This window comes from Mycolicibacterium gilvum, assembly GCF_900454025.1.
Taxonomy (GTDB): domain Bacteria; phylum Actinomycetota; class Actinomycetes; order Mycobacteriales; family Mycobacteriaceae; genus Mycobacterium; species Mycobacterium gilvum.
Genome location: NZ_UGQM01000001.1, coordinates 2,045,580 through 2,064,609 on the forward strand (window position 1 = coordinate 2,045,580; position 19,030 = coordinate 2,064,609).

The window sequence follows — 19,030 nt, forward strand, 5'->3', positions numbered from 1 at the left end:
CCGCAGTGGTCATGATGCTTGCCGCCGTGCTGATGACCACGGGGTGCTCTCAGTGGCGCGGGTTGAACTCGCTGCCGATGCCCGGAACACAGGGCCGTGGCGAGGGGTCGTTTCTGGTCCAGGTGCAGATGCCCGACGTGAACAACATCGAGCCGAACTCCCGGGTGCGGGTCGCCGACGTGTCGGTGGGCACGGTTACCAGGATCGAACGGCAGAACTGGCACGCCCTACTCACGTTGACGCTCGACGGCGACGTCGACCTGCCTGCGAACTCGACCGCCAGGCTGGGCCAGACGAGCCTGCTCGGGTCACTGCACCTCGAGCTTGCCCCGCCGACCGACGAAGCCCCGCAGGGTCGGCTGCAGCAAGGTTCGCTGATTCCATTGTCGCGCACCGGGTCCTACCCAAGCACCGAGGAGACGCTGGCCGCGCTGTCGTCTGTGCTCAACGGCGGCGGACTGGGTCACGTGCAGGACATCACCGAGGCGTTTTCCACCGCGTTCCGCGGCCGCGAACACGATCTGCGCAACCTGATCGGCCAGCTGGACACCTTCACCACGGATCTCGACGACCAGACACCAGAGATCATCGCCGCCACCGAAAGTCTCAACCAGCTGGCCGCCAAGTTCGCCGCGCGCCAACCCGTCCTGGACCGGGCACTGCAGACCATCCCGGATGCGCTGGCCGAGTTGAACCGACAAAAGGACGACCTGATCAACGCGGCCGACCAGTTCGCGAAGTTCAGCGCACTGACCGTCGACACCGTCAACCAGACCAAGGAGAACCTGGTTCTCCAGCTGCAGCAGATCGGCCCGGTGCTGGAGAGCCTGGCCAACGCCGGGCCCAGCCTCACCCGGTCACTGAGCCTCATCCCGACCTTCCCGTTCCCGAACGAGACGATCGAGAAGTGGCAGCGCGGCGACTACGCGAACCTGACCGCGATCGTCGACCTCACGCTGAGCCGCATCGACGCCGGACTGTTCACCGGCACGCGCTGGGAGGGTGACCTCACCGAACTCGAATTGCAGTGGGGCAGAACGATCGGCCAGTTCCCCAGTCCGTATACGGCTGGCAATCCGCTTGTGGCACCATACCGTTGGGATCAGGGGCCCTGATGCATCTGCACCGAAAGATCAAAATTCAGCTGGCGGTCTTTACCGTGATCGCGCTTTTTGCGGTTGCCGTCATGATCTTCCACTTCATGAAGCTGCCCGCCCAGCTGTTCGGAGTCGGACGGTACACCGTGACCGTCGAGCTTCCCAAAGCCGGTGGTCTGTACAACACCGGCAACGTCACCTATCGCGGCACGGAGGTGGGACGTGTGCAGTCGGTCCGTCTCACCAACGACGGAGTCGAGGCCGTTCTGTCGCTCAAGTCCGGCATCGACATTCCCTCCGATCTGCAGGCGCAGGTGCACAGCCAGTCGGCCATCGGCGAGCAGTACGTTGCGCTGTTGCCCAGGGACGGATCGTCGCGACCGCTGCGTGACGGTGACGTCATCACCATGGCGAATACGACCGTGCCACCCGACATCAACACGCTGCTCTCGGCGGCAAACACCGGACTTCAAGCCATCCCGGCGGACAGCCTGAAGACGCTGATCGACGAGTCCTACACCGCGGTGGGCGGACTCGGGCCCGAGCTGTCCCGTATTGTGCGCGGGTCCACCGATCTCTCGATCGCCGCGCGTGACAACCTGGATCCGCTTCTCGCGCTGATCGATCAGGCGCAGCCGGTGCTCGACTCCCAAACCGGTACGGCGAACGAGATACAGACGTGGGCAACACATATCGCCGGGGCCACGGCCTCGCTCGAGGAGCGGGACGAGGCGGTCGCGGGCTTCATCGACAACGGAGGCCCGGCCGCCGACGAGGCCCGCCAGATCCTCGATCGCCTGCAGCCCACCTTGCCGATCCTGATGGCGAACCTGGTCAGTGTCGGCCAGGTCGCGCTGACCTACGCCGACAACATCGAACAACTGTTGGTGCTGCTGCCTCATGCCGTCGCCGCGGGCCATGCGGGCATCCTCGCGAACATGAACACCAAGCAGGCCTATCGAGGCCAGTACCTGAGCTTCAACCTCAACATCAACCTGCCGCCGCCGTGTACGACGGGGTTCCTGCCGGCCCAACAGCGCCGACCCCCCACCGAGGTGGACTATCCAGACCGCCCGCCCGGGGATCTGTACTGCCGGACACCGCAGGACGCGACGTTCAACGTGCGCGGGGTGCGCAACACCCCGTGCGCACAGAACCCCGCCAAACGTGCCCCGTCGGCCAGGCTGTGTGAAAGCGACGAACAGTTCGTACCGCTCAACGACGGCATGAACTGGAAGGGCGACCCGAATGCCACGCTGTCCGGGCAGCCGATCCCCGACCTCGGCCCCGCCGACCCACCGCCACCACCTGCTCCCGCGCCCGATGTAGTCGAATATGACCCTGCCACAGGCAGCTTCGTCGGTCCCGACGGAAAGCGGTATCAACAGTCCAACCTCGCTCCAGGAGAGCAAACCTGGCAGACGATGTTGCTGCCCCCGCAATGAGGACCGAACTCCGGCTCGGCTGGTGCGGTGGTCGTCGGCCGGATCGGCCATACTGAGACGGCTCGCACATGGCAGACGAAGTGGGAAAGCAGCCGAACGTGAAAGTTGTTGTAGAACTGAGATCTTGGGGCAGTCAATCTCAGACGTACCGTGCTGAATATCGCGGCATGACGAGCTGACAGCAGGCAGGTACGTCTTCAGCTCAAGGCGCTTTCGATGTTGTGGCCGGCCTTGGTGCAGAATCGACTACTTCTCAAGACCAGGACTGGGACTCCCAAGTGGGCCGTCCGTGGCAACGTGTGCCCCTCCCACGAACCAACCCTGGCTGGGTCCGGCGATCCTCTACCGCCGCATCACGGTGCTGACGGGCGCACGCCGGTGAACGTCGGGTGACGCAGCGGAGAACATTGCCCCCGCCGCTGGCCGCCGTGCCTCGCCGGGGAGGAGACTGTGTCGGTGACCGTCACGTCGATGCTGCACTCGATCCTGGACTGGCTGCGCGCCGGCTACCCCTCTGGCGTGCCCGGCCCGGACCGTGTCCCGCTGCTCGCGCTGCTGCGCGCGACCCCGCTGACCGAGGACCAGATCAAAGAGGTGATCGCCCACCTGACCGAGCCCGGAGCCGCGGCGACCGAGGACGGCGCCATCGACGCTGACGAAATCGCCGCGTTCATCAAGGACGTCACCCAGCACGACGCCGGACCGGAGAACATCGCCCGGGTGGCGGCGAAACTGGCCGCGGCGGGGTGGCCGCTCACCGGGGTCGATCCCGGGGCGACCACCGCCGATTAGCGGTCAGCGCAGCGATGCGGTGTCGATCACGAAGCGGTACCGCACGTCGCTGGCCAGCATCCGCTCGTAGGCCTCGTTGATGTAGTCGGGGGCGACAACCTCGATCTCGGGCGTCACATCGTGCTCGGCGCAGAAATCGAGCATCTCCTGGGTCTCGGCGATGCCACCGATCAGAGACCCGGCGATGCTGCGCCGTCCGAAGATCAGCGCGCCGGCCGGCACCTCCATCGGATGTTCGGGCATCCCGAGTTCGACGAGCGTGCCGTCGAGCTTGAGAAGCTTCAGGTAGTCGGCCAGATCGAGGTTGGCCGACACGGTGTTGATGATCAGGTCGAAGGTCCCCTTGAGATCCTTGAAGGTGTCGCGATCGCTGGTCGCCCGGTAGTCGGTCGCGCCGAGGCGGAGTCCGTCCTCCATCTTCTTCAGCGACTGGCTCAGGACGGTGACCTCCGCGCCCATGGCCACCGCGATCTTCACCGCGAGGTGTCCCAGACCTCCGAGGCCGATCACCGCGATCTTCTTGCCGGGCCCGGCGTTCCAGTGATGCAGCGGCGAGTAGGTGGTGATGCCGGCGCACAGCAGCGGAGCGGCCTTGTCCAGAGAGATGGAGTCCGGGATGCGCAGCACATAGTTCTCGTCGACGACGATCGCGCCGCTGTACCCACCCTGCGTGGGCTCCCCGTCCCGTCCGACACCGTTGTAGGTGCCGACCATGCCACCGCCGGTGCAGTACTGCTGTTCTCCGGCACGGCACTCCTCGCACTCACGGCAGGAATCGACAAAGCAGCCGACGCCCACCCGGTCGCCGACCTTGTACCTGGTCACCTCGGGACCGACCTCGGTGACGATGCCCGCGATCTCGTGCCCGGGAACCACCGGATAAGCCGGCTGCCCCCACTCGGCGCGCACCGTATGGACGTCGGAGTGACAGATGCCCGCGAAGTGGATGTCGAAGGCGACGTCGTGCGGTCCGACCTCGCGGCGGGTGATCGTGGTCTTGGTCAGTGGTTCGGTGGCCGACGTGGCCGCGTAGGCCGAAACAGTGCTCATCTTTTACCTCGTCTTCGCTTGATGGTCTATCGACAACTCGGCGCCCACGGCGACGGTGGGACACCACAAGGCCGCCTCATCGCGGCTCGTGTTCCGTTCAACGCTCAGTCGAACCGGTTAATCCCCGGTCCGCTCAATTGATGGGGGAGTTGACCCACCGGAGGTCGGCGAGTATTCCGCGCGCGGCGACGATGCCGTTCGGGCCCTGATCTCCCTGCCAGACCTCATTGTTGACGGCGAACACCCGGTCGTCGCGGGTCGCGGACAGTCGCCTCCAGGCGTCGCTCTCCAGCACCTTCGGAGCGCGGTCGCGGGCCTGCGCCGTGGCGAAGGACACATAGATGAGGTCCCCGTCGGCGAGCGAGAGATCCGGGGAGTCACCCAGATCCTCGTCCGTGATGCCGACCTCGATATAGGGCTTGTCGGTGAACCGCTGGGTGGCGGGACGATCCACGCCGACGTCGGCGAGCACACTGCCGGCGAAACTGTCGACGCCGAACACCCTCATCGTCGTTTCGGTGAACTGCACGACCGACGCCTGGAAGTGTGTCGCGTCGTTGTCGGTGCCCGTCCGGTCGGCCGCCCGGTCGAAGTCCTCGATGAGCGCGTCGGCGGCCGCTGCCCGTCCGGTCGCGGCGCCGACCGTGCGCAGATTGTCCTTCCACGCGGCACCCGCCGGGCCTTCGAACACCGTCGGCGCGATCTCCGACAGTTCCGGATGCTCTTCGGGGGTCAGCGCCACCGAGCCGAGGATCAGATCGGGTTCCGCACCGCGTATCGCCTCCAGATCGGGGTCGGACCGGGTACCGGCACCGGGCAGATCGTGGATGAGCTGACCGAGGTAGGAGGGTTGGACGTCGGAGCCGTCGGGCAGTGCCGCGGCGACGATGCGCGATTGAAGACCCAAGGCGCAGAGCGCGTCGAGCTGGTCGCCGGACAGGACCACGATGCGCTGCGGGTCCGCGCGCACCGTCGTCACCTCCGGAATCGGCGGCGTCACGCCGTGGGCATCCGCGTTGCGCACCTCGCGGTCCGGGGGACCGTCGTCGAGGCGCGCAGGTTCGGGTGCACACGACTCATCGGGTCGGCGGTCGTTGCCCAGCACTCCGGCACCGGCGATGCGGGTGACGGTGGTCTCGACCGGGCTCCTCGCACCTTCCGGTGCGCCGTCGCCACCGGAGGCACCGCACCCGGCGGCCGCGAACACGACCACGGCGGTGCCCACCGCGGCCAGCCCGGTCGACCGGGCCACCCGGCGGCCGGCCTGCGCTCCCGTGAACAGCACGCGCAGACCGTAACATTCACCGGCGTCGCGGCAGGTCAGGGTGCGTCGCGCGGCGTGACCGGCCATGATGGGCGGGGAAATACGACCGTTTGTAGGACCTCCCCGATCCCGGACGCGTAGGGGGGTTAGGATTCATAAGCGAGCCGCCGGTCTGCCGGCAGCTCGATCCGGGTAACCGGTCAGCGACATGGAAGGTTGGAGGACCAGTTGGTAGCCGAAGCGCCCCCAATCGGAGAACTTGAGGCCAGGCGACCGTTTCCCGAGCGGATCGGCCCCAAAGGCAACCTGATCTACAAACTGATCACCACGACCGATCACAAGTTGATCGGCATCATGTACTGCGTCGCGTGCTTCGCCTTCTTCCTCATCGGCGGGCTGATGGCGCTGTTCATGCGGACCGAACTCGCCCTGCCGGGCTTGCAGTTCCTGTCCAACGAACAGTTCAACCAGCTGTTCACCATGCACGGCACCGTGATGCTGCTGTTCTACGCCACCCCGATCGTGTTCGGGTTCGCGAACCTGGTGCTGCCGCTGCAGATCGGCGCCCCTGACGTCGCGTTCCCGCGCCTGAACGCGTTCTCGTTCTGGCTGTTCCTGTTCGGCGCGCTGATCGCCACCGCCGGCTTCATCACCCCCGGTGGTGCCGCCGACTTCGGCTGGACCGCGTACTCGCCGCTGACCGACGCGATCCACTCGCCCGGCGCAGGCGCCGACCTGTGGATCATGGGCCTGGCCGTCGGTGGCCTCGGCACCATCCTCGGTGGCGTCAACATGATCACGACCGTGGTCTGCATGCGTGCACCCGGCATGACGATGTTCCGGATGCCGATCTTCACCTGGAACATCCTGGTGACGTCGATCCTGGTGCTGCTGGCGTTCCCGATCCTGACCGCCGCGCTGTTCGGCCTGGCCGCCGATCGGCACCTCGGCGCACACGTCTACGACCCGGCCAACGGCGGTGTGTTGCTGTGGCAGCACCTGTTCTGGTTCTTCGGCCACCCCGAGGTGTACATCATCGCGCTGCCGTTCTTCGGCATCGTCTCGGAGATCTTCCCGGTGTTCAGCCGCAAGCCGATCTTCGGCTACACCACGCTGATCTACGCGACCCTCGGTATCGCCGCGCTGTCGGTGGCCGTGTGGGCGCACCACATGTACGCCACCGGTGCGGTGCTGCTGCCCTTCTTCTCCTTCATGACGTTCCTGATCGCGGTCCCGACCGGCATCAAGTTCTTCAACTGGATCGGCACGATGTGGAAGGGGCAGTTGACGTTCGAAACACCGATGCTGTTCTCCGTCGGCTTCATCCTGACGTTCCTCCTGGGTGGCCTGTCCGGCGTGCTGCTGGCCAGCCCGCCCCTGGACTTCCACGTCACCGACAGCTACTTCGTCATCGCGCACTTCCACTACGTGCTCTTCGGCACCATCGTGTTCGCCACGTACGCGGGCATCTACTTCTGGTTCCCGAAGATGACCGGACGCCTGCTCGACGAGCGCCTGGGCAAGCTGCACTTCTGGCTGACGTTCATCGGCTTCCACACGACGTTCCTGGTGCAGCACTGGCTCGGTGACGAGGGCATGCCGCGCCGCTACGCCGACTACCTGCCCAGCGACGGATTCACCACGCTCAACATCGTCTCGACGATCGGCGCGTTCATCCTGGGTCTGTCCACGCTGCCGTTCCTGTGGAACGTGTTCAAGAGCTGGCGCTACGGCGAGGTCGTCACGGTCGACGATCCGTGGGGCTACGGCAACTCCTTGGAGTGGGCCACCAGCTGCCCGCCGCCGCGGCACAACTTCACCGAGCTGCCCCGGATCCGTTCGGAGCGTCCGGCCTTCGAGCTGCACTACCCGCACATGATCGATCGGATGCGGCGTGAAGCCCACGTCGGACGGGCCCACGGCCCCGAGGACGGCGATGTGACGCGCAACGAAGAGAACGTCCGCACCTGACCGGTGGACGCACGCGACACTCGGGGGTGAGCGCTCGCCGTGGTTGATCTTTCCGGCTCCTCGGTCCTGATCACCGTCACCGGTCGCGACCAGCCCGGCGTCACCTCAGCACTGTTCGAGGTGTTGCCCCGGTACGGCGTCACTCTTCTCAACGTCGAACAGGTCGTCATCCGGAATCGGCTGACGCTCGGGGTTCTCGTGGCCGCGGCACCCGACGTCGCGGCCGGCGCGCAGTTCCGGGAGGACGTCGAGGCCGCCATCCACGGCGTGGGTCTCGAGGTGACCATCGAGGGCAGCAACGGGCTGCCGGTGATGCAGGTGCCCTCGACGCACACCATCGTGGTCCTCGGGCGTCCCATCACCGCCGAAGCTTTCGGTGTGGTGGCCAGGGAAGTCGCCGAACTCGGCGTGAACATCGACTTCATCCGTGGCGTCTCGGACTATCCCGTGACGGGTCTGGAACTGCGTGTGTCGGTGCCGAACGGCGTGTACGGCGACCTGCAGCGGGTCCTGGCGCGCCTGAGCGCCGAGGAGGCCGTCGACATCGCGGTCGAGGACTACAGCCTCGCGCGCCGGGCCAAGCGCCTCATCGTGTTCGACGTCGACTCCACCCTGATCCAGGGCGAGGTCATCGAGATGCTCGCCGCGCACGCGGGCGCCGAGGCCGCCGTCGCCGAGGTCACCGAGGCTGCGATGCGCGGGGAACTCGACTTCGCCGAATCGCTGCACCGCAGGGTCGCGACCCTCGCGGGCCTGCCCGCCGGTGTCGTCGACGAAGTCGCCGCCACGTTGGAGCTGACACCCGGTGCGCGCACCACGATCCGGACCTTGCGACGGCTCGGCTACCACTGCGGCGTCGTCTCGGGTGGATTCCGCCAGGTGATCCAGCCCCTCGCCGATGACCTCATGCTGGACTACGTGGCCGCCAACCACCTCGAGATCGTCGACGGCAAACTCACCGGAAGGGTGATCGGACCCGTCATCGACCGCGCCGCGAAAGCCAAGGCGCTGCGCGATTTCGCCGCCCAGGTCGGGGTGCCGATGCAGCAGACCGTGGCGGTCGGCGACGGCGCCAACGACATCGACATGCTCTCGGCGGCGGGGCTCGGGGTGGCGTTCAACGCCAAGCCGGCACTCCGGGAAGTCGCCGACGCGTCCCTGAACCACCCCTACCTCGACACCGTGCTGTTCATCCTCGGCATCACGCGCGGTGAGATCGAGGCGGCCGATGCCCTCGACGGCGTGGTCCGTCGCGTCGACATACCGGACTGACCCGCGATTCGGGTGTAGTTCGTCATGCTGACATTGACGTAATACACCGAAATCGCCGGGGAAGTCAGACCACGACCGTGGCCGGCTCCGGTGCCGTGAGCCCGGTGACGCTGCGCCAAGCGCGGGCGAGCAGCTCGATCGCCTCGACGAGTTGAGCGTCGGGCAGCGTGTACGGCACCCGGATGAACCGCTCCAGCGTGCCGTCCACCCCGAACCGCGGGCCCGGGGGGATCTCCAGCCCCATCCGCGACGCGGCGGCCGACAGTGCCGAGCTCATGGGCGCGGGCAGCCGCACCCAGACCGACATTCCGCCCTTGCCGGGGACCGGCTGCCATTCAGGAAGGTGCTCGGCGAGCAGCCTGAGAAGCAGCGCCCGACGAGACCGAAGAATGTCCCGGCGCTCCGGAAGCACTTCCTCATCGGCGGCCAACAGCCTTGCGGCAGCGAGCTGTTCGACGATGGGTGTACCCATGTCGATCGCGGGCCGCAGCGTCGCGATGGTCGCGAGCGTGCTCCGCTCGGCCCGGATCCAGCCGATCCGCAGGCCGCCCCAGAAGGACTTCGACATCGACCCGACGGTCATCACCAGATCCGGACGCGATGTCACCTCGGTGGCCAGCGGTGGTGGCACCTGTTCGTCGAGCCACATGTCGGTGATGGTCTCGTCGATGATGGTCCGGGTCTTCGTCTCGCTGATGATCCGGGCCAGCCGGGCGCGGTCGCCGACCGGCATCGTCATGCCGGTGGGGTTCTGATTGTCCGGGATCAGGTAGGCCAGTTCGGGGGCCAGTTGGCGGATGGCCGTCTCGACGGCGTCGAGTTCCCAGCCGTCGGGCGCCATCGCGACGGGCACGGGTCGCAGACCCCGGGAGGCCATCGCGGCCAGCGCGCCGTGATAGGTCGGCTGTTCGACGAGGACCCTGTCGTCGGGCTGGGTGTAGGTCGCCAGGATCAGGCTGATCGCGTGCAATGCGCCCGTGGTCACCATGATCTCATCGACATCCGTGGGAAGTCCGCGCGCACAGTATCTTTCGGCGATCGCCGCCCTGAGCGGGGGCACCCCGGTGAGTTCGATCCCGATCTCCTGCAGATACGGCGCGACCATGTCGGCGGCTTCGGTGAAGGCACGAGCGGTCACCGAGGCCGGCGCGGCGAGGGTGGCGGCGGCGAGATTGGCCGAGGCGGTCACGGGCCGCAGCGCCGGCGCTGGCGTCAACGGGAGCGCGGTGGTGCTGCGGGCGCCTCTGCGGGCGTTGAGGTACCCGTCCTCGCGCAACTGGGTGTAGGCGGCGGTGACCGTGGTGCGGGACACCCGCAGAGCCTCGGAGAGCGCGCGCTCGCTGGGAATGCGGGCGCCCACCGGTAATCGGCCGTCGACGATCAACAGACGGATCGCGTCAGCCAGACCGTGATAGGCAGGCCCGCTACGACTGGAGGTTCGCCAGTTGCCGAGCTCGCGGGCCAAGAGGTCCACATCGAGCGATCTGGTAGCCAGTGCTTCAGTCATTGAAGCCAGTATCGCCAGACTGGCTATTGAAAGGCAAGCCACTTCGCCCAGAAGATAGCCAACATGACCCACTGGATATCTCGCTTGGGCCAGCGGCTGGCCGATCTGTACTACTCACCGTCCTTGGGCGGCATGCTCGACGAGCGCGACGCCGACGCCCGCCGTGTGCGCAGCGAACTGGACGCCATCCGGATGCACTTTCCGGACCACGCGTGAGACTGCGTCGCGGCGCGATCCGCGGCGCAGCTCTGCTGATCGGTTTGTGCGGATACGGCCTGTCGATGGCGATGATGGTCCGTGCCGGGCTCGGCCTCGACCCCTGGGATGTCTTCCACCAGGGGCTGGCTCTGCGGACCGGCATGACCATCGGCACCGCCTCCGCGCTCGTCGGCTTCGCGGTGCTGGTGGCCTGGATCCCGCTGCGCAACCGGCCGGGCATCGGCACCGTCGCCAACGTGATCGTCATCGCCGTCGCGGTCGACGTCGCTCTGTGGCTGATGCCGGCGCCGACGTCGCTGCCGGTCCGTGTCGCCATGATGGTGGCTGCCGTGGTGCTCAACGCCGTGAGCACGGTGCTCTACATCGGCGCCGGGCTGGGGCCCGGGCCCCGCGACGGCCTGATGACGGGGTTGGTGGTGCGCACCGGCAGATCAGTTCGCTTGGTGCGCAGCGTAATTGAGGTGTCGGTACTGACCGTGGGCTGGTTGCTCGGTGGCACGGTCGGCGTGGGCACCGTGCTGTATGCGTTCGGGATCGGACCCCTCGTGCAGCTGTTCGTGCAGTGGACTCCGGACCGGGTGCTGGCGGTCAGCGGATGGGCCGGGGTGGATTCGTCGCAGCGCGACGTCGAAGATGACCGGAATGGACAACCCGCCGGGATCGGAGTCGCTGGCGGCTGAGGCGGTCGCGCTGGGCGACGGGCCGCACCGTGCCGTCCTCGGGATCGCCGGCAGCCCGGGTGCGGGCAAGTCGACACTGGTCGAGCTGCTGGCGGCCCGCATCCGACAGATGCGGGGGCCCGGGTGGGTCGCGCACGTTCCGATGGACGGATTCCACCTCGCCGATGCGCAGCTCCGCCGCCTCGGACTGCTCGACCGAAAAGGGGCGCCGGAGACATTCGATGCCGCGGGCTATGCCCACGCGCTGAACCGCATCCGAACCGATGTCGACTCCGACGTGTACGTCCCCGGGTTCGACCGAGACCTTGAGCAGCCATTGGCAGCGGCGCTGGTGGTGCCGGCCTCGGCGCGACTCGTCCTCACCGAGGGCAACTACCTGCTGCTGGACCAGCCGGCGTGGCGCCGGGTGCGTCGCACGCTCGACCAGACGTGGTTCGTGAGCGCCGATGACAGCCTTCGCGTCGAACGGCTGATCGCCCGCCACGTCGAGTTCGGCAAGACAGCCGCCGCCGCGAGGGCCTGGGTCGGCACGGTCGACGAGGCCAATGCCGCACTCGTCACCTCGACGGCGGCGGCGGCCGACCGCATCGTCGTCAACGGCACGCGGGGCTGGTCCATCGGAGCCTGTCTACGATGAGCGGGTGCCTGTCGAGGAAGTAGAAGCAGCAGATCCTGACCTACTCATCGACTTCGCCGAGGTCACGCTGCGCCGCAACGGCCGGGTGCTGGTCGGGCCGGTGACCTGGGCGGTCGAACTCGACGAGAGATGGGTGGTGATCGGGCCGAACGGCGCGGGCAAGACGTCGCTGCTCCGGATGGCCGCCGCGATGGAACACCCGTCCTCGGGTACGGCGTACGTGCTGGGGGAGCGGCTCGGCCGGGTCGACATGTCGGAGCTGCGGTCCCGCGTCGGCCTGAGCAGCGCCGCGCTCTCCCAGCGCATCCCCGACGACGAAACCGTCCGCGACCTCGTGGTGTCGGCGGGCTACGCGGTGCTGGGACGGTGGCGGGAGAAGTACGACGACATCGACTACGTGCAGGCCATCGACATGCTGGAAAGCGTCGGCGCCGAGCATCTTGCCGACCGCACGTACGGCACCCTGTCCGAGGGAGAGCGCAAACGCGTCCTGATCGCCCGCTCGCTGATGACCGATCCCGAACTGCTGCTGCTCGACGAACCCGCCGCCGGGCTCGATTTGGGTGGCCGCGAGGAGCTCGTCGCCCGGATGAGTGACCTGGCCGCCGACCCCGACGCGCCCGCGCTGGTCCTGGTGACCCACCACGTCGAGGAGATCCCGCCCGGCTTCACCCACTGCCTGATCCTGTCCGAGGGAGCGGTGGTCGACTCCGGCCTGCTCACCGACGTGCTGACGGCCGAGAACCTGTCCACCGCCTTCGGGCAATCGATCGCGTTGGACGTCATCGACGGACGCTATTTCGCGCGGCGCGTCCGCAGCCGCGCAGCGCACAGGAGAAGGCAATGAGCGAACTGAAGACGACCACCGAGCCCGATCCTCTCGTGCCCCGGCCCGCGGCGACGGTGATGCTCGTGCGGGACACTCCGGAAGGGATCAAGATCTTCCTGATGCGCCGGCATTCGGCGATGGACTTCGTCGCCGGCGTGATGGTGTTCCCCGGCGGCGGAGTCGACGACCGCGACCGCAACGCCGATGTGGCCTGGCACGGGCCGGACCGGCACTGGTGGGCCGAACGCCTGGGCGTCGACGCCGAACTGGCCGAGGCGCTGGTGTGCGCGGCGGCGCGGGAGACGTTCGAGGAATCCGGCGTCCTGTTCGCCGGCGCTGCCGACGATCCCGACCTGCTGGTCGACGACGCGTCGGTGTACCGCGACCAGCGGGCCGCGCTGGAGAACAAATCGCTGTCCTTCGGCGAGTTCCTGCGGTCGGAGAAGTTGATGTTGCGCGCCGACCTGTTGCGCCCGTGGGCGAACTGGGTCACCCCGAAGGAGGAGCGCACCCGGCGCTACGACACCTACTTCTTCGTCGGTGCGCTCCCGCAGGGCCAGCGCGCCGACGGGGACAACACCGAAACGGACAAGGCCGACTGGGTCACTCCGCAGGCCGCTCTCGACGACTTCGCCGAAGGGCGGAGCTTCCTGCTTCCGCCGACCTGGACACAGCTCGACGCGCTGAACGGCCGCACCGTGGCCGAGGTGCTCGCCGTCGAGCGCAAGATCGTCGCGGTCGAGCCGTCGCTGGCTGCCACCAAGGGCGGCAACTGGGAGATCGAGTTTTTCGACGGCGACCGGTACAACGCGGCGCGTAACCGGCGCGCACCGCAGGGCTACACCGACGGGGCGCCACTCGCGTGAGGGAGTTCGTCACCGTCGCTGTTTCCGGAGAAGGCGTGGCGCCGGACGACGGGGAGCGCCGCATCGCGACGTTGCTGTTGTCCAGGCCGCCGACGAACGCGCTGACCCGGCAGATGAACCGGGAGATCGCCGACGCGGTGGCCGAGGTCGGCGGGCGTGACGACATCTGCGCGGTGATCGTGTTCGGCGGCCACGAGATGTTCTCGGTCGGCGCGGACGTGCCGGAACTCAAGACGCTCGACACCGACGAGGCCGGGACCGCGGATGCCGTCGCCGCACAGGCTGTCGCAGCGCTCGCCGCGCTGCCCAAACCGACCGTCGCCGCGATCACCGGGTACGCGCTCGGCGCCGGTCTGACACTGGCGCTGGCCGCCGACTGGCGGGTCAGCGGTGACAACGCGAAGTTCGGGGCGACGGAGATCCTGGCGGGCCTGGCGCCCGCGGGCGACGGCGCCGGACGCCTCGCCGAGGCCGTCGGCCCGAGTCGAGCCAAAGACCTGGTGTTCAGCGGGCGGTTCGTCGACGCCCGCGAAGCCCACACCCTCGGTCTGGTCGACGAGCTCGTCACACCCGACGGCGTGTACGACGCGGCGTTGGCGTGGGCCGGCAGATTCCGGGAACATCCGCCCGAGGTGCTGGCGGCCGCCAAAGCGGCCTTCTCAGCGCCGCGGAGCGTTGCCGGACCCTAGGACGGGGACGCCCGGGCGCACCGCCCCGCCCGTGCCAGACGTTAGGCTGCCCTGCATGACGGAAACGAAGGAATCCGGCGCCAACCCTGACGTCGCCGTTCCGGCTCCGGCCGCTGATGTCGCCGTCCCGGCTCCGACGCCCCACGCGACCAAGGAGCAGGTCGAAGCCGCGATGCACGACACCAAGCTCGCCCAGGTGCTCTACCACGACTGGGAGGCCGAGACCTACGACGAGAAGTGGTCGATCTCCTACGACCAGCGCTGTGTCGACTACGCCCGCGGCCGCTTCGACGCCGCGGTCCCCGACGAGGTGCAGCGCGAGCTGCCGTACGACCGCGCCCTCGAGCTGGGGTGCGGCACCGGCTTCTTCCTGCTGAACCTGATCCAGGCCGGAGTGGCCCGCCGTGGGTCGGTGACCGATCTGTCCCCGGGCATGGTCAAGGTCGCCACCCGTAACGGCCAGTCGCTCGGCCTGGACGTCGACGGCAGGGTGGCCGACGCTGAGGGCATCCCGTACGAGGACAACACGTTCGACCTGGTGGTCGGGCACGCCGTCCTGCACCACATCCCCGACGTGGAGCTGTCGCTGCGCGAGGTTGTGCGCGTGCTCAAGCCGGGCGGACGCTTCGTGTTCGCCGGCGAGCCGACGACGGTCGGGAACCGCTACGCCCGCGAGCTGTCGACGCTGACCTGGCATGCCGCGACGAACGTCACGAAGTTGCCGATGCTGTCGGACTGGCGCCGCCCGCAGGCCGAACTCGACGAGTCCTCACGCGCCGCGGCCCTGGAAGCGGTGGTGGATCTGCACACCTTCGATCCCGCGGATCTTGAGCGGATGGCGGCCAACGCCGGAGCCGTCGAGGTGCACACCGCCAGCGAGGAGTTCACCGCGGCCATGCTGGGATGGCCGATCCGGACCTTCGAAGCCGCGGTGCCTCCGGGCCGATTGGGTTGGGGCTGGGCGAAGTTCGCCTTCGGCAGCTGGACGACCCTGTCGTGGGTCGATGCCAACGTCTGGCGTCGGATCGTGCCGAAGGGTTGGTTCTACAACGTGATGGTCACGGGGGTCAAGCCGTCGTAGATTTCGGCCTCGACGATGTCGGCTACCTCCGCAGCGATGCGGGATCGCTGGCGTTGTCCGAGGTCGCCCGATACGACCTGACCGAGTCTTCGCTGATCTCGGACATCGCTTCGGCGAGAAGGCGATTCGGAGACCGGACCGCGGTTCTCGTCGAGACCGTGAAGCTGCGTCGCAAGGCCGCGGTCAAATTCGTCGATGCCGGCGAATGGCTGTTCACCGACGATGCCCTGCAGCAGGCCACGGCTGCGCCGGTGGCCGCGCACCGGGCTCGCAGGCTTGCCGGAGCAATCGTGCACGACGCGACCTGCTCTGTGGGTACCGAGCTTGCGGCACTACGGAATTCGGCGGCGTTGGTGCTCGGCAGCGACATCGATCCGGTGCGCGTGGCGATGGCGAGCCACAACCTCGGGCTCAGAGGTCCCGGTGTGGCGTTGTGCCGGGCAGACGCATTGCGGCCCGTATCCGAGGGGGCCGTCGTCCTCGTCGATCCGGCCCGCCGGAGCGGGTCGCGTCGCCGGTTCGATCCGCGCGCGTACCTGCCACCGCTGGACACGCTGCTCGATGTGCTGCGCGAGCGTGACTACGTCGTGAAGTGCGCTCCGGGAATCGATTTCGCGGTGGTGGGGGAACTGGGCTTCCACGGTGAGATCGAACTGGTCTCGCTGGGCGGCAGTGTGCGCGAGGCGTGCCTGTGGTCGTCGGGATTCGCTGCCGACGGGGTGCGACGCCGGGCGACCATGCTTGACACCGGCGAACAGGTCACCGACACGGACCCGGGGGAGTGCCCGGTCGCCCCCGCGGGCCGCTGGATCGTCGATCCCGACGGCGCGGTGGTGCGGGCAGGGCTGGTGCGGCACTACGCCGCGAGGCACGGGCTGTGGCAACTCGACCCCGACATCGCCTATCTGTCCGGTGACCGGCTGCCCGACGGGGTGCGGGGCTTCGAGGTGCTGGATCAGGTGGCCTTCAGTGAACGTCACCTGCGGCAGGCCCTTTCGGCCCTCGACGCGGGTGCACTCGAGATCCTCGTCCGGGGCCTCGACGTCGACCCGGATGCCTTGCGCGCGCGGCTGCGCCCCCGGGGCGCCGCGCAGATCTCGGTCGTGGTGACCCGGATCGGTTCCGGAGCCGCAAGCCGGGCAACGGCATTCCTCTGCCGGCCGTCACGTTGATCGCTCCCGTACGCTGGGCGTAACGGTATCGGCTCGACTGCCGAAATCACTGATGCACCCCCGGATAATGAGGACCTCGACGATGCGCTTTCTCGCTGCTGCGCTGACGGTTGCAGCCGTCTCGGCAAGCTTGGCGGCCGGCCCGGCCGCTCTCGCACAGCCGGCGCCCCCGGCCACCCCGTCGGCCTGCGTCGCCCTGGGCGGCACCGTCGATGCCGACGAAATGTGCCGGGTTCAGGTCGAAAACCCCACCTATCGGCTGGATTACAGCTTCCCCGCCGACTACCCGGACCAGCAGGCGCTCACGGCGTACCTGACCCAGACCCGCGACGGCTTCGTCAACGTCGCAGGGATGCCGGGTTCCTGGAATCTGCCGTACGTGCTGGACGGCCGCGGCACCGGATACCGCACCGGACCGGACGACGGCGGCACCCGCAGCGTGGTGTTCGAGATGTACGAGAACGTCGGCGGGGCCCACCCGCAGACCTGGTTCAAGTCGTTCAACTGGGATGTCGCGAAGAAGGCGCCGATCACGTTCGACACCCTGTTCAAGCCCGGGTCCGAGCCGCTCGCCGTGATCTTCCCGATCGTGCGGTCCGACATCTCGCGTCAGCTCGGCATCGAGGCGCCGATCACGACGGCAGACGGTCTCGATCCGGCCAAGTACACCGAGTTCGCCATCACCGACGATGCGGTGATCTTCTACTTCGGTCAGGGCGAGATCATGGCGGGCGCGGGAGGCGCGTTGCAGGCGACGATCCCGCGATCGGCGATCGCGTCGATGCTGGCGTTGGAGCCGACCGAGGTCACGCCGTAGTCGTCGGCAGCTTGTCCCTGCCCGTGACCGGGTCGTAGTTCTCCCAGAAGGTCGCGTTCCGGATGCCGAGGGCGATCGGATCGAAGGTCGGATCCAGTCCGGCCTTCTTCTGCCGTTCGTAGTCCCGCAGCGCTGTGTAGGCAGGTTGCTGGAGAATGATGATGCCGATGATGTTGAGCCAGGCCATCAGACCGACCCCGATGTCGCCCAGCGTCCACGCCTCCGATGCCGTGGAGACAGCGCCGAGTGTGACCGACACCAGGATCAGGGCCTGCAGCAACATCGTGATGTTGGTTCCGACGGTGCCGCCGACGAGAGGCATCTGCCTGATGGCACTCCGGCCCAGCAGGAAGCGAAGGTTCGTCTCGGCCATGTAGTAGTACGCGATGATCGTCGTGATGCAGAAGAACGCGAGTGAGATCGCGATGAAGCTGGAGCCCGCACCGCTCCAGAGGGTGTCGAAACCGGCCTGGGCGAAGGCGGGTCCGACCTCGGCGTCGGCAGGCAGGAAGTTCCCGCCCTCGCTGAGCACGGCGCCATCGGCGCTTTCACCCTCGAACACCCGGTAGGCGCCGGTCGACAGGATCAGGAAGCCGGTGGCCGAGCAGATGAACAACGTGTCGATGTAGACGGCGAACGCCTGCACCAGGCCCTGTTTGGCCGGGTGCGACACCTCGGCCGCGGCGGCTGCGTGCGGACCGGTGCCCTGGCCGGCCTCGTTGGAATAGATACCGCGCTTGACGCCCCACATCACCGCGGCGCCGATGATCGCGCCGAAGGCAGAGTCCAAACCGAATGCGCTGGAGAAGATCAGCGAGATGATCGCCGGGATCTCGCTTGCGTTCGTCAACACGATGATCAGGGCCAACACGATGTACACGACCGCCATGAACGGCACCACGACGGATGCGAACGTGGCGATGCGCTTGACCCCGCCGATGATGACGAACGCCAGCACGATCACCGTGCCGACGGCGACCCACCACTTCGAGAAGCCCCAGGCGGAGTTCATCGCCGACGCCATCGAGTTGGACTGCACGCTGGGCAGGAGCAGACCCATCGCCAGCAGCGTGACCGCGGCGAACACGTAGCCGTAGACCTTCATGGCGCCGGCGGCCGCGGTGTGGGAGAGCGCGGTGCTCAGGTAGTACGCCGGTCCGCCGCGGTACTCGCCGGTGAGCTTGTCGCGGTCCTTGTAGATCTGGCCGAGGGTGCACTCGACGAACGACGTCGATGCGCCGAGGAACGCGACCATCCACATCCAGAACAGCGCACCGGGACCACCGAACGCGATCGCGGTTGCCACGCCTGCGATGTTGCCGGTCCCGACACGACCGGCCAGCGACATGGTCAGGGCCTGGAAGCTCGACACCCCGGACGGCGACTTCTCTCCTCTGATCATCAGGCGGACCATCTCCGGGATCTGCCGCACCTGGACGAAGCGCGATCTGGCGGAGAAATAGACACCGGCGGCCAGACACAGGTAGACGAGCGTCTCATGCCATACGAGGCCGTTGAGTGTGCTCAAGAACTCCGACATCTCCGGCATCCCCTTCGTCGCCCGTCAGATCGGTCCTTCCCTGCATGCTGGCAGGGTTGGGGCCGTCGCAGGTTGCCTTGCTGTGAAATGCCTGTTAGAGGA

The 19,030-nt window shown here is 67.6% G+C and carries 18 protein-coding genes; 14 read left to right on the forward strand and 4 right to left on the reverse strand.

Translation table 11 applies throughout. The annotated features are described in order from the left end of the window. The first annotated feature begins 11 nt into the window (after positions 1-11). The 3 genes from DYE23_RS09635 (at position 12) to DYE23_RS09645 (ending at position 3,334) form a co-directional block, all read left to right on the forward strand. On the forward strand, positions 12-1,115 hold the full coding sequence (locus DYE23_RS09635) for a virulence factor Mce family protein (RefSeq protein ID WP_115328916.1): 1,104 nt from the start codon (positions 12-14) through the stop codon (positions 1,113-1,115). After that, the gene (locus DYE23_RS09640; protein ID WP_115327092.1) at positions 1,115-2,542 is read left to right on the forward strand and encodes an MCE family protein; all 1,428 of its coding nucleotides are present in this window, start codon (positions 1,115-1,117) and stop codon (positions 2,540-2,542) included. Before DYE23_RS09635 ends, DYE23_RS09640 begins: the two co-directional genes overlap by 1 nt. Before the next feature lie 456 nt (positions 2,543-2,998). Further along, positions 2,999-3,334 carry a DUF3349 domain-containing protein gene (locus DYE23_RS09645; protein WP_013472194.1) on the forward strand — a complete coding sequence of 112 codons (336 nt, stop codon included), beginning with the start codon at positions 2,999-3,001 and terminating at the stop codon, positions 3,332-3,334. A gap of 3 nt (positions 3,335-3,337) precedes the next feature. Here DYE23_RS09645 and DYE23_RS09650 read toward each other — a convergent pair whose 3' ends face one another. After that, on the reverse strand, positions 3,338-4,384 hold the full coding sequence (locus DYE23_RS09650; protein WP_013472193.1) for an NAD(P)-dependent alcohol dehydrogenase: 1,047 nt from the start codon (positions 4,382-4,384) through the stop codon (positions 3,338-3,340). 133 nt (positions 4,385-4,517) lie between these two features. Continuing rightward, on the reverse strand, positions 4,518-5,669 hold the full coding sequence (locus DYE23_RS09655) for an iron-siderophore ABC transporter substrate-binding protein (protein ID WP_172527739.1): 1,152 nt from the start codon (positions 5,667-5,669) through the stop codon (positions 4,518-4,520). Between the two features lie 207 nt (positions 5,670-5,876). Between DYE23_RS09655 and ctaD the strand changes: the two genes are divergently transcribed. Continuing rightward, on the forward strand, positions 5,877-7,619 hold the full coding sequence (ctaD, locus tag DYE23_RS09660) for an aa3-type cytochrome oxidase subunit I (protein WP_011895121.1): 1,743 nt from the start codon (positions 5,877-5,879) through the stop codon (positions 7,617-7,619). A 39-nt stretch (positions 7,620-7,658) separates the two neighbouring features. After that, a complete protein-coding gene (gene serB, locus DYE23_RS09665) occupies positions 7,659-8,891 on the forward strand; it encodes a phosphoserine phosphatase SerB (protein WP_115327094.1) in 1,233 nt (410 codons plus the stop codon). A 64-nt stretch (positions 8,892-8,955) separates the two neighbouring features. On the opposite strand, the gene yczR is transcribed toward serB, so the two are convergent. Then, complete coding sequence (gene yczR, locus DYE23_RS09670) at positions 8,956-10,398, reverse strand: MocR-like transcription factor YczR (protein ID WP_115327095.1); 1,443 nt, start codon at positions 10,396-10,398, stop codon at positions 8,956-8,958. A gap of 63 nt (positions 10,399-10,461) precedes the next feature. Here yczR and DYE23_RS30825 point away from each other — a divergent pair, with 63 nt between their 5' ends. The 9 genes from DYE23_RS30825 to DYE23_RS09710 all read left to right on the forward strand — a co-directional run bounded on the left by DYE23_RS30825 (position 10,462) and on the right by DYE23_RS09710 (position 17,388). Next, positions 10,462-10,614, forward strand: a complete 153-nt coding sequence (locus tag DYE23_RS30825; protein WP_085978063.1) for a hypothetical protein — start codon at positions 10,462-10,464, stop codon at positions 10,612-10,614. Positions 10,615-10,679: 65 nt separating this feature from the next. Continuing rightward, on the forward strand, positions 10,680-11,297 hold the full coding sequence (gene yczE, locus DYE23_RS09675; RefSeq protein ID WP_443678365.1) for a membrane protein YczE: 618 nt from the start codon (positions 10,680-10,682) through the stop codon (positions 11,295-11,297). Beyond that, complete coding sequence (locus tag DYE23_RS09680) at positions 11,260-11,934, forward strand: nucleoside/nucleotide kinase family protein (RefSeq protein WP_115327097.1); 675 nt, start codon at positions 11,260-11,262, stop codon at positions 11,932-11,934. Before yczE ends, DYE23_RS09680 begins: the two co-directional genes overlap by 38 nt. Positions 11,935-11,938: 4 nt before the next feature. Next, positions 11,939-12,781, forward strand: a complete 843-nt coding sequence (locus DYE23_RS09685) for an ABC transporter ATP-binding protein (protein ID WP_013472187.1) — start codon at positions 11,939-11,941, stop codon at positions 12,779-12,781. Continuing rightward, the gene (locus DYE23_RS09690) at positions 12,778-13,629 is read left to right on the forward strand and encodes an NUDIX hydrolase (RefSeq protein WP_115327098.1); all 852 of its coding nucleotides are present in this window, start codon (positions 12,778-12,780) and stop codon (positions 13,627-13,629) included. Before DYE23_RS09685 ends, DYE23_RS09690 begins: the two co-directional genes overlap by 4 nt. Next, positions 13,626-14,318 carry an enoyl-CoA hydratase gene (locus tag DYE23_RS09695; protein WP_041788000.1) on the forward strand — a complete coding sequence of 231 codons (693 nt, stop codon included), beginning with the start codon at positions 13,626-13,628 and terminating at the stop codon, positions 14,316-14,318. The genes DYE23_RS09690 and DYE23_RS09695 overlap by 4 nt, the downstream gene beginning before the upstream one ends. Positions 14,319-14,373: 55 nt before the next feature. After that, positions 14,374-15,399: a class I SAM-dependent methyltransferase gene (locus tag DYE23_RS09700; protein ID WP_115327099.1), complete on the forward strand. Its 1,026-nt coding sequence runs from the start codon at positions 14,374-14,376 to the stop codon at positions 15,397-15,399. Then, positions 15,357-16,571, forward strand: a complete 1,215-nt coding sequence (locus DYE23_RS09705; RefSeq protein ID WP_235660367.1) for a THUMP-like domain-containing protein — start codon at positions 15,357-15,359, stop codon at positions 16,569-16,571. The genes DYE23_RS09700 and DYE23_RS09705 overlap by 43 nt, the downstream gene beginning before the upstream one ends. 82 nt (positions 16,572-16,653) lie before the next feature. Then, positions 16,654-17,388 (forward strand): esterase, encoded by a 735-nt coding sequence (locus DYE23_RS09710; protein WP_115328919.1) that lies wholly within the window; start codon positions 16,654-16,656, stop codon positions 17,386-17,388. On the opposite strand, the gene DYE23_RS09715 is transcribed toward DYE23_RS09710, so the two are convergent. Next, positions 17,378-18,928: an alanine/glycine:cation symporter family protein gene (locus tag DYE23_RS09715; RefSeq protein ID WP_115328918.1), complete on the reverse strand. Its 1,551-nt coding sequence runs from the start codon at positions 18,926-18,928 to the stop codon at positions 17,378-17,380. The two genes, DYE23_RS09710 and DYE23_RS09715, sit on opposite strands and share 11 nt — an antisense overlap. Positions 18,929-19,030 lie beyond the last annotated feature (102 nt).